The sequence below is a fragment of the Kineococcus endophyticus genome, from assembly GCF_040796495.1.
Classification (GTDB): Bacteria; Actinomycetota; Actinomycetes; order Actinomycetales; family Kineococcaceae; genus Kineococcus; species Kineococcus endophyticus.
Genome location: NZ_JBFNQN010000028.1, coordinates 1 through 9403 on the forward strand (window position 1 = coordinate 1; position 9403 = coordinate 9403).

General features: G+C 70.8%; 8 protein-coding genes. All 8 read left to right on the forward strand.

Features of this window, described 5'->3' with window-relative positions; translation table 11 throughout:
- Positions 1 to 1200: 1200 nt before the first annotated feature.
- A complete protein-coding gene (locus AB1207_RS24205) occupies positions 1201 to 1476 on the forward strand; it encodes a hypothetical protein (RefSeq protein ID WP_367641376.1) in 276 nt (91 codons plus the stop codon).
- A gap of 303 nt (positions 1477 to 1779) precedes the next feature.
- Entirely contained in the window at positions 1780 to 1893 is a 114-nt protein-coding gene (locus tag AB1207_RS24545) for a hypothetical protein (RefSeq protein WP_437179020.1), read from the forward strand.
- Complete coding sequence (locus tag AB1207_RS24215) at positions 1890 to 3539, forward strand: hypothetical protein (RefSeq protein ID WP_367641379.1); 1650 nt, start codon at positions 1890 to 1892, stop codon at positions 3537 to 3539. Before AB1207_RS24545 ends, AB1207_RS24215 begins: the two co-directional genes overlap by 4 nt.
- A complete protein-coding gene (locus tag AB1207_RS24220) occupies positions 3532 to 4230 on the forward strand; it encodes a hypothetical protein (RefSeq protein ID WP_367641380.1) in 699 nt (232 codons plus the stop codon). The genes AB1207_RS24215 and AB1207_RS24220 overlap by 8 nt, the downstream gene beginning before the upstream one ends.
- Positions 4231 to 4508: 278 nt before the next feature.
- Positions 4509 to 5240, forward strand: coding sequence for an AAA family ATPase (locus AB1207_RS24225; RefSeq protein WP_367641381.1), 732 nt, complete (start codon positions 4509 to 4511; stop codon positions 5238 to 5240).
- Positions 5240 to 5875, forward strand: a complete 636-nt coding sequence (locus AB1207_RS24230; RefSeq protein WP_367641382.1) for a hypothetical protein — start codon at positions 5240 to 5242, stop codon at positions 5873 to 5875. The genes AB1207_RS24225 and AB1207_RS24230 overlap by 1 nt, the downstream gene beginning before the upstream one ends.
- Before the next feature lie 62 nt (positions 5876 to 5937).
- On the forward strand, positions 5938 to 6231 hold the full coding sequence (locus tag AB1207_RS24235) for a hypothetical protein (protein ID WP_367641385.1): 294 nt from the start codon (positions 5938 to 5940) through the stop codon (positions 6229 to 6231).
- Between the two features lie 316 nt (positions 6232 to 6547).
- Positions 6548 to 9193: an FtsK/SpoIIIE domain-containing protein gene (locus AB1207_RS24240; RefSeq protein ID WP_367641387.1), complete on the forward strand. Its 2646-nt coding sequence runs from the start codon at positions 6548 to 6550 to the stop codon at positions 9191 to 9193.
- The last annotated feature ends 210 nt before the right edge of the window (positions 9194 to 9403 follow it).

Sequence of the window (9403 nt, forward strand, 5' to 3'; positions counted from 1 at the left end):
GGCGGCGCTGGCGCGCCGCCTCGTGCCCTCGCGCTGGCGCGCGAGCTGTGCACCGTGTGGCCGCTGGCGCGGCCTGGAGTTTCGTAAGCCGTTGCGTAGCAACGGCTCTCCCTCGCTGGCGCTCGCTCGGGCCGTTGGGAGTGCCAGAGTTTCGAGATACCTAGACTGAAACCCAGCCCCAGACAGGCGAGTTCTACCCTGGCGCGCGAACCTCGCCCGCGCCAGCGGGCCTGGCGTGCCCCCTGCCCCGATCACCGCTGAACCCCCTCCACCTCATCCAGTTGTCGCCCAGGCGAGGTGCCGCGCTGGCGCGCGACACACTTCCCCCAACATCTGCCTCCCCCCGTCCGAAACCCTGGTGGTCGTCTCGGACGGCGACACTTCCCGTCTGTGGGCGTACCAAGCACGTCACCGACAGCCGGTGGGGAGTTTCCTCGTCCACGAGCTCGCTGCTTCACGAGAGCCGGCACCGGAGGCGGGGTTCGCCTCGGCCGATGCCCTTCGTGCGTCAGCCACCGGCCGTAGCCCCAGCTCGTGTCCGAGGCCGCGGGTCGAGTAGCTGGAGGTGACCTGCTAGCAGGTTCCTCGCAACTGACTCGCTGTTCGCTGTTCGCTGGCTGCTGGCTGGCTGAGTGCTGGCAGGTGGTCAGTGGGTACGCCGACTAGATGCGGCTTCCGATCGCGCTCCCCGGCTCGACTCCGGGCAACCCATCCGCTAGCGGCCCTCTCTCCGCGGCGGCCGGCTCATGACGCCAACCAACCCGCGGTGCTCGGGCACCACCCCCGGAGGGGCGCAGGAGGATCACCACACCGGCGTGTCGGACGCGGGCATGGCTCGACCAACGACGCACCCCGCGCTATCCTGCTAGCAGGTCAGTAGCAGTAAATGATCCGAACCCCCGGCCAGGGGTTGCAGATCGTGGGTCGCGTGATGGCGACCCGGGCGTTGTGGATGCGACGCCGGTGGCGGGAGTCCTCAGCGGCTCCCGCCATCTTCAGTTGTGGGGTGTTGCTCCTCCCACGAAGTCCTTCGCCCCACGACGCGCGTAGAGCCTTGATCCACGGACTCTAGGGGTGCAGCTACCCTCGGTCGAACTCCGACACGCCGGAAGTGACGGGACGGCGGGGCGGGTGGCCGGTACAACGGTCAGGTGGTCGACAGGCGGTGAGTCGCCGTCTGGGAAGCGGGAGGGGGTCGACGTGCCGCACAAGCAGACTCGTGACAGCGCCAAGTCGATGGCCGATGCGCTACCCCCTGACCCTGCTGTCGTCGAGGCTCGCCAGCTCAGGATCGAGCTGGCCGAGCTAACCGAGAGGGCTGATCGTCTGCGCGAGCGCCGCGCCGTCCTGGTCGAGGAGCTGCGCGCCCAGGGTCACGGCTGGGCCGTCATCGCGGCCTTGTTCGGCATCGCGGTTCAGCGCGTCTACCAGATCGCCGGCCTCGACCGCCGAGACTCCGTCCGTCGGGGTGCCTGACCCCTCCCGCGTCTTCGCACCATCCCGGGGTTGACCTCCACCGAAAACCGCGTATCGTGTAACACGAAACACGGGCGGTCCCGAGACCGCTCCCCCGCTTCTCGTGGAGGTGACAACGTGCATGCACCGCTCCCGACGCTCCCCCCGCCCTCCGGCCTGCCTGCGGAGGCCGTCCAGCAAGCCGTCAGCGCCTCGCCCTCGCGCTGTCGCGACTTCGCCCGCTGCCTGGGCCGCTGGGGACTCGTCGACGCCGTAGAGGGCTCTGAGGCCTCCGCGGCCTTGAGCCTCTGCCACGGTTGCCCCGTGATCGAACAGTGCGCGTCCTGGGTCGCCACCGAACGCGACTACGAGGGAGTCGCCGCCGGGGCCATTCACACCCCCCGCCGCACCCGCCGTCAGCGCCGGAGCGCGGCATGAGGCCCGTCCCCTGGCACCCCAAGCCGATCCCGACCGTCTGGCTGGACCACAAGACCGGGGTGGGGGTCGACGACTCCGGGGCCAGCGTGCAGCCACGCATCGGCGGCCGGCGCAAGTACCCCAACCTGGCCGACCTGCTCGACACCGCTTTGGCCCGCGGCGCCCAGCGGCTGATGCTCACCGGACCCGTCCCCGACCCGGTCCCGGGCCAGGACAAGCACTGGCTGGTGGTACCCACCCCGCAGTGGACGCCCCTGGTGCACTGGCTGGGCACCCCGCCCACTGGCCGGTTCGAGCACGAGGTCACCCACAGCCGCCTGGAGGTGCGCCTGGCCGCGGAGTGGTTCGGCACCGCCACCGTGACCCCGGCGCAAGCTCGCGCGGCCTGGGCCGCGACCGCTGACGCCCTGCGGGCCAGCGACCGCAAGGCCGAGCTGTTCCTGTCCCCCGCGGCCACCGGCACGAACCTGTGGGCGCTGAGCCTGCCCCGCACGATCGACCCCGAGCCCCTGCCCGAGGACGTTGCGGAGCTGCTGCACCGCACCGCTGGCCAGCACCGCATCGAGCACCTGACCACCGGCCCGGCCGCGTGCACCTGCGGCGGCTGCCGTCCGCTGGTCGACCTGGCCGAAACCCCCCGGGGCGCGTTCGCCTATACCGACGGCCGGTTCATGTACGCGAGCTTGTGCCGCGAGCTGGGCACCGGCCCGGTCACGCGCCTCACCGGGCCGCAAGCCGCCGAACTGATCGAGCGAGACCCGTTCTGCCGCGCCAGGTTCCGCGTCCGCTTCACGGTCCCGGACTATTGGGACCACGTCGGCCTCCTGGGGGTTCAACACGAGAACGTCCGCGACGGGTGGCACTACCCCAACGTCCCCGGCGCCGGTGGCGAGTGCTGGGCCGACGCCGTCGAGGTCAGGCTCGCCCTCGACCACGGATGGACCGTCGAGGTTCTGGAAGGGCTGAGCTTCGCCAAGGGACGGGTCCTGGACACCTGGGCCGACCGGCTGGTGCGCGCTCGACGTCGCGCCGCCGAGATGCCCGGCCTCGACCTGCCCGTGCGGCGTGCGACTCAGGCCGCGCTGCGCGCCATCCTCATCCAGGGCATCGGCGCCTTCGCCTCCCGCGGCCGGGAGACAACCCGGGTCGTGTGGTCGGCACGCGACGTCCCCGCGCAGTACGCCCACGACGTGCGTCGCTACGGCGAGGCGTTCGTCTACCGCGAGCCCGCCCGCGGCCTGAGCGGCAACAACGCCGCCTACCAACGCATCGAGCTGGCAGCGCAGGTCTGGGCCCGTGGCCGGGCCCGAGTCCTGTCCTGCCCCTCGGCTCTGTCGGTCAAGCTGTCCTTCGGCGCGTGGACCACCGTGGGCGCCCTGGAGGTCGACCCGACCACGCTGCTCGGCATCAACGGTGACGCGATCTTCACCACCTCCGTCGAGCCCTGGTCGCTACCCACGCAGTACGGCGGTGGCGACGACGGCCGCGAGGGGCGGCTTCGGCTGCAAGGCTTCCTGCCCGACGTGAAACTGCCCGCGAGCGCCGCCGAACGTAACAAGCTGCGCGAGCAGGCCGTGGCCGCCGGGATCGACGGGGCACTTCCCCACTCCCCCAACGCATCCGAGGAGACGACGACCGGTGCCTGAGAACAACGCCCCCTCCCCGGAGGCCATGAGCCCGGCTGAGTTGATCGGGTCGCTGCGCCAGTACGGGATGACCGTGACCGAGATTGCCCGGGAACTCGGCCGCTCCCCCCGCATGGTCCGCAAGGTCGTGCGCGGGGAGAGCACGGGCGAGACCTACCGCCAGGCCCTCACCGAGCTGCACACCACCGGCAGCACTCAGACGCGACCGGCCCGCCGCCGGGACCGGCAGGGCCGAGCGGTCCCCGTGCGCGCCCCACGCGGGGCTGAGGCGCCGGTCGTGCGACCTGAGGACGCCGAATCGACCGCCAGCTCCTCCCCCGCGACAGCTCGCGGTGGACGCGGCACCTTCACGACCCGGACGACGTACCTCCAGGGCGGCGCCCGTCAGATCGAGGTCAACTCCCCCCGCTCCGAAGGCGCTGGCCGTGAACGCGGCCGGCGGGAGGTACTGGACGCTCTGCGTCGAGCAGCACGGGGCCGCCGGCGCGTGTCTTTCACGGCGAACTATTCCAATGGGCGCGGCGTGCAAATCGGTGGAAAAAGCGGATACAACGCTTCGGATGCTTTGCGTCGATCGCGTCATGAAGGAAACGATCCTTATGCGTGGCTGAGTGGAGAATCAGCGCACCGGTATGAAGACATTGACGTCGACGGCGTTGTTCTTACCGGAGTGACCATCACCGTTTGGTGATCCGAATAGCAGGACGCCAGCATTCGATCAGCAACTCGTTAGCGACGCACTAGTCAGTAGCAAGCTACCTGCTAGCAGGTAGCAAGCCATTTGCTACCTAGACGCTAGATGCTGGTAAACTGCTAGCAGTTCTCTAACTTGACGACAGCACATCACCACCAGTCAGCTACGAACCTGCTAGCAGGTAACTAGCGGACTGACAGCGGACTGCAAGACACTTGCCAGATGGGCGATAGCGATTCGCTGGCGAGTTGCACCCCACCGGAGCGGAGAGGTCCATGACAGACACCGACCAGCGACTTGCTAGCAACTCGCAAGAGACCAGCAAGCTGCGCATCACCCTGGCCAACCTCAAGGGTGGGGTGGGCCGCTCCACCTCCTCGGTCTACCTCGCTCTCACCCTGGCCCGGCTGCGCCCCACCGAGCGGGTCCTGCTGGTCGACGCAGACGCCAGCAACCCGACCTCCTGGGACTGGAGCGAAGACGCTGCCGAGGACTGGCCGGCGCAGATCGTCGTGAACCGCTGGCCCTCGGTACACCTGGCCAAGCGCATCAAGGAGGTCTCGGGTGACTACGACCACGTCATCGTCGACACCGGCCCGCACGACGCCGGGATCGTGCGAGCTGCCCTCCAGGTCACGGACCACCTCCTGCTGCCGCTGGCCCCGAGCATGAGCGAGGTCAAGCGCGTCACGCCCACGCTCGACGTCGCCGCAGAGGTGGCCGTCCTGCGGCCCATCCAGCTCAGCCTGCTGTTCAACCGGGTCGTCCCCAACACCCGCAGCCGCATCGAGGCACGCGAGGCCCTGGAGGGGATGGGCCTGCACGTCCTGGCCGCCGAGGTGGGTCGCCGCGAAGCGTACAGCGGCGCCCACGGCTCCGTCCCGACCGACCTGGGCACCTACCCCGACGTCCTGGAGGAGCTGCTGCGCCGCCCCCCAGCCGACGCCGACGACGACACCGCCGACAGCACCGGCATCGACGACACCGCTACGGAGGGTGAGCGCTGATGGCCACGAAGAAGCCTGCGAGCAACTGGCTCGCCGCCGTTGGCCGCCGTGACACCGCGCCCCGCGAACCGCTCGACGAGGCACCCCAGGACAGCGTCGAGCAGGCACCTGCTGAGCCGCCCGCGGCCGTCGAGGCACCCGACGCCGGGGGAGCGGAGCCCACCGCTGCCGACACCGCTGCGACCACCGCCGAGCCCGCCGCCGAGCCCGCCGCCGAGCCCGCCGCCGAGCCCGCCGCCGAGCCCGCCGCCGAGCCCGCCGCCGAGCCCGCCGCCGAGCCTGCGAGCGCCGCCACGAAGGAGCGCCCCAAGGCCAACGGCAAGACCACCACCCGGGCGTCGCGCACCCCTCCCGTCGTCGCAGACGGGGCCGCACCGGTCGCACCGACGGTGAGCCCCGACGCGCCCGCACCCTCGACGCCCAAGACCGGCGGCCGACGCAAGGTCGCGCGCAAGGCCGTCGGGTACCGGCTGCGCGTGCCCGCCTACGAGTTGATCGAGGACGTCTACAACGCGCTGTGGGAGGCGGGGGAGGAGCCGACCAAGGACGACCTGGTCAGCGCCGCGATCTTGGCCCACTACGGCCTCGGCGGCGCAGGCCGTCCCGCCGGGCTGGTCGAGCGGACCGAGCCGTGAGCGCACCTGAGTCGCGTACAGCGCGTTACACGCGACACGTTCCTGATCGCTACCGTTCGCTCATGTCGCCTCGCCAGCCCGCCGTGCTCGACCAGCAGACCCTCGCCCTGCTGGAGGAGGCCCGCTCCGTCATCACCGAGCACATCGCCGCCAGCCACCGCGCCGACACCATCCGCGCCCAGCGAGACCACCTGTTCCGCCAGCTCGTCGAGCACGGCGTCAGCCTGGGGCGCATCGCCACCGAGCTGGAGGTCTCCAAGGGACTGGTCGCAGCCGTCGCCCGCGCCGCCGACCAAGAGGTGCCGGCCCCGCAGTGGCCCACCTGGGCGCCCAACGGGCCGCGGGGGAAGAAGTGAGCGGAGGCTGCCTGGACGGGCTATGTCAACGTCGTCAGAACCTCTGCGAGAACCTGCGTCGTTGACGGTAGCACGGTCATGCAAGCCGACAGCGAGCGAGCCAAGATCAGTTCGCTGTCCGGCAGCTAGCTGATCGCCAGCGGCCACTGCGGCAAGCAACCGGGACGGACCGCCTCCGCGGAGCCTCAACGGCCCCGCCATCACCTTCTCCGCGCAGACCCCAGACCTCGAGACCGCGACGTCGCTGCCTCTCGCCACCGTCATGAGGAAGCGCCACCAGCACCCAGCCCGCGTCACGCCCGTCAGGAGAGCCGCGATGCCTCGCACCCCCGGCAAGACCACCGGCCTCGGCAAGACTCCCGGCGCCGGCAAGGCCACCACGCCCACCGCGTTCGCAGCGCCAGCCGGCGCCCCCGATGAAGACCAGGACAGCGCAGCGAGCACCCCGACGCTGAGCGCGACAGAGCGCCCCTCAGGCAGCGACCTGCGCTCAGGAGCCAGCACCGGGGGAGGGGGCGGCGCTGATGCTGACGCCCTCGACGACCTCACCGCTGCGCTAACCACCACCCGCACCCCGTACCTGCTCGGCGCCGCCCTGCTCGGCCCCGCCCTGGCCGTGGCCGCCCATGCCTTCACCCGCTCGGACCTGACCACCGAGGCCGGCGCCGTCGCCCTCGGCGTTGCTGCCCTGCTGGCCTGCTACTGGCGCGCCAGCGGGGGAGGCTGGACCGGCGCGCGCCCCTACCTGCTGTGGGCGGTGGTGTGCCTGGGCGCGGCGGTCCTGCTGGACCGCACCGCGGTAGCCATCGTCTTCGCCGTCCTGGCTACGGCCGGTGCCATCACCGCCGAACTGCTCACCCGCCGAGCCCGGCGCCGGGCCCGCAAGCTCGCCTGGCTGGGCGTCGGGTTGAAGGGAGCCCTGCGCGACCCGCGTCCCCTCACCGACACCCTGCGCCACCCCCGACGTGGACGCCCCGACCACCAGGGCCTACCCGTCGACTGGATGCTTCCCTCCCACCTCACCCTCGACGACAAGGCCCAGGCCCGGTTGCGCGGCGTGATCGAGAAGCGTGTCACCGTCCCCGTCGCCGTCGACTTCACCGACCCGAGCCGCGTCAGCATCCGTCGGGTCGGAACCACCCCCGGCGCCATCGCGGCCACGCCTGACACCCCACCCGACATCGTCCGGGCCGAGGGGGTCCTGACCGGCTTCCTACCCGGAGTCAAGATCACGTCCTGGCAGCGCGAGGACCAGTCGACGCCCGAGGCCGGCGACGTCCCCGGCGGTACCCCCAGCGCCGCGCTCGCCCTGAGCAAGGGCCACCCTGCACCCGCGGTGTCGACCTCGACGGGCAAGCTCACCAGCCTCACGTTCGAGTGGCCCCCCACCAGTGCGGCACGGGCCAGCTCGACCGCCTACCGCGCTCGGGTCTCGGCCGCGCTGAGCACCATCCTGGGCGGGGTGTGGGAGGCGTCCTGGCGCCCGGCTGAGGACACCTGCACTCTCACCCGCTCCGCCCCGCTGCCGACCTTCGCCCCGCACCCGCCCCGCTCCGACGACCTACCGCGAACGGTGGTCGCTTTCGGTGTACGTCGTGGCGGCGCCCTCGCCGTCTGGGACCTCGACGACCAGCAGCCGCACATCCTCATCGGCGGCAGCACCCGAGGCGGCAAGACGTCCTTCCTGCGCACCCTCATCGTCCAGCTCGGTCTCTTGGGCGTCGAGATGGACCTCATTGACGGCAAGATCGCCGGGCTGCGCGGGCTGGAAGCCCTGCCCGCCGTCCGCGCCAAGTACAGCGTCGCGCAGATCGAACACCTCATCGCCGCCATCGAACGCTTCTTCGACGAGATGATGCGCCGCTACGAACGCATCAACGCTGGCGACGTCGCCCGCTCCGGTCTGCCCCGCCGAGTCCTGCTCATCGATGAGGCCCGCTTCCTCTACGACCGGTTGAGCGAGCACTGGACCACCGTCGAGCGCCCGCAGCTCAAGGCCGAGGCCGACGCCGCCAAGAAGGCCAAGGAGACCCCCATCGGTGTGCCCACCGGCAACGAGCACCCCGTCCTGGGCAAGCTGCGCCAGATCCTTGCCCTAGCCGGTGAGGCGAACATGAACGTCATCTTTGCCACCCAGCAGGCCGCCGGTGAATGGCTGGGAACCGAGGCCCGATCCAACTTCGGTGTCCGCGTCAGCCTCGGCAACCCCGACGAAGAATCGGGCCGGATGCTTTTCAACAAGAACGCTCCCCGCCGCCTCCTCGACAACGTCAAGGGCCGCGCCTGGGTCTCCTTCGCCGGCACGCGCCCAGAAGAAGTGCACATGTGGTGGACCCCCCAGCCGACCAGCGCCGACCTCGCACCAGCTCGCGGTGACCGCCCCAGCGACCGGTCCATCCTCGAAGCCCTCGGCGTCCCCATCCGCGAGCTGCCCCACCTCGACGCCGCCACCGACGCTGCTCTCGCCGATGACGAAGGCGCCCCCAGCCACACGACGAACCCCGCCTCGGCGCTCGCGGCGGCAGGTGCGACCCCTCCGCAGGCCGTGGGCAGTGAGGTCGGACGACCTCAACCCTCGCGGGAGGTGCCGACGCTCGACACCGCGCGAGGAGTCGATGGCCTCGACCAGAACGCGGAGGACGCGGAGGACGCGGAGGACGCGGAGGACGCAGAGGACGCAGACCTCGACGACCAGGACGACCTCGACGACCTCGACAACCAGGACGCGGGGGAGGTCTGGGACCCCACTGCCACTGAACAGGTCCGCGTCATCGACCTGACCGACGGCGACACCCTGCTCATCACCGACGACGGTCACGACCTCCTGGTGACGGTCGAGGCCGTCGAACCGGACGACGTCGACCCCGACGTCTTGGCCGTCTCCTGGTCCAGCCCCACCGGGCAGCCCGGAGTCCTCGGTGGACTCGACGAGGGTGACCTCCTCACGCGCGTCATGCGCTGAACCCGCCGTACCGCCTAGCTACTTGCTAGCAGGTAGCTAGGGCCTACGCTGCGGATCATGGAGGGGTGACTTCACGGTCATGGCGATGACCGCGCTGTTGGAGCGACCCTCAGGTGCCTTGGATGTGCGTGGGGAGGTCGTCGAACCATGCCGACCAGCCGCTGTAGAACCGGCGGACCATCGCCAGGATCGGCGGGGTGAGGTCGTCGG

Coding starts and splice junctions, on each gene's coding strand:
- AB1207_RS24215 (WP_367641379.1), top strand. CDS start 1,890: ATGAGGCCCGTCCCCTGGCACCCCAAGCCGATCCCGACCGTCTGGCTG.
- AB1207_RS24225 (WP_367641381.1), top strand. CDS start 4,509: ATGACAGACACCGACCAGCGACTTGCTAGCAACTCGCAAGAGACCAGC.
- AB1207_RS24230 (WP_367641382.1), top strand. CDS start 5,240: ATGGCCACGAAGAAGCCTGCGAGCAACTGGCTCGCCGCCGTTGGCCGC.
- AB1207_RS24235 (WP_367641385.1), top strand. CDS start 5,938: ATGTCGCCTCGCCAGCCCGCCGTGCTCGACCAGCAGACCCTCGCCCTG.
- AB1207_RS24240 (WP_367641387.1), top strand. CDS start 6,548: ATGCCTCGCACCCCCGGCAAGACCACCGGCCTCGGCAAGACTCCCGGC.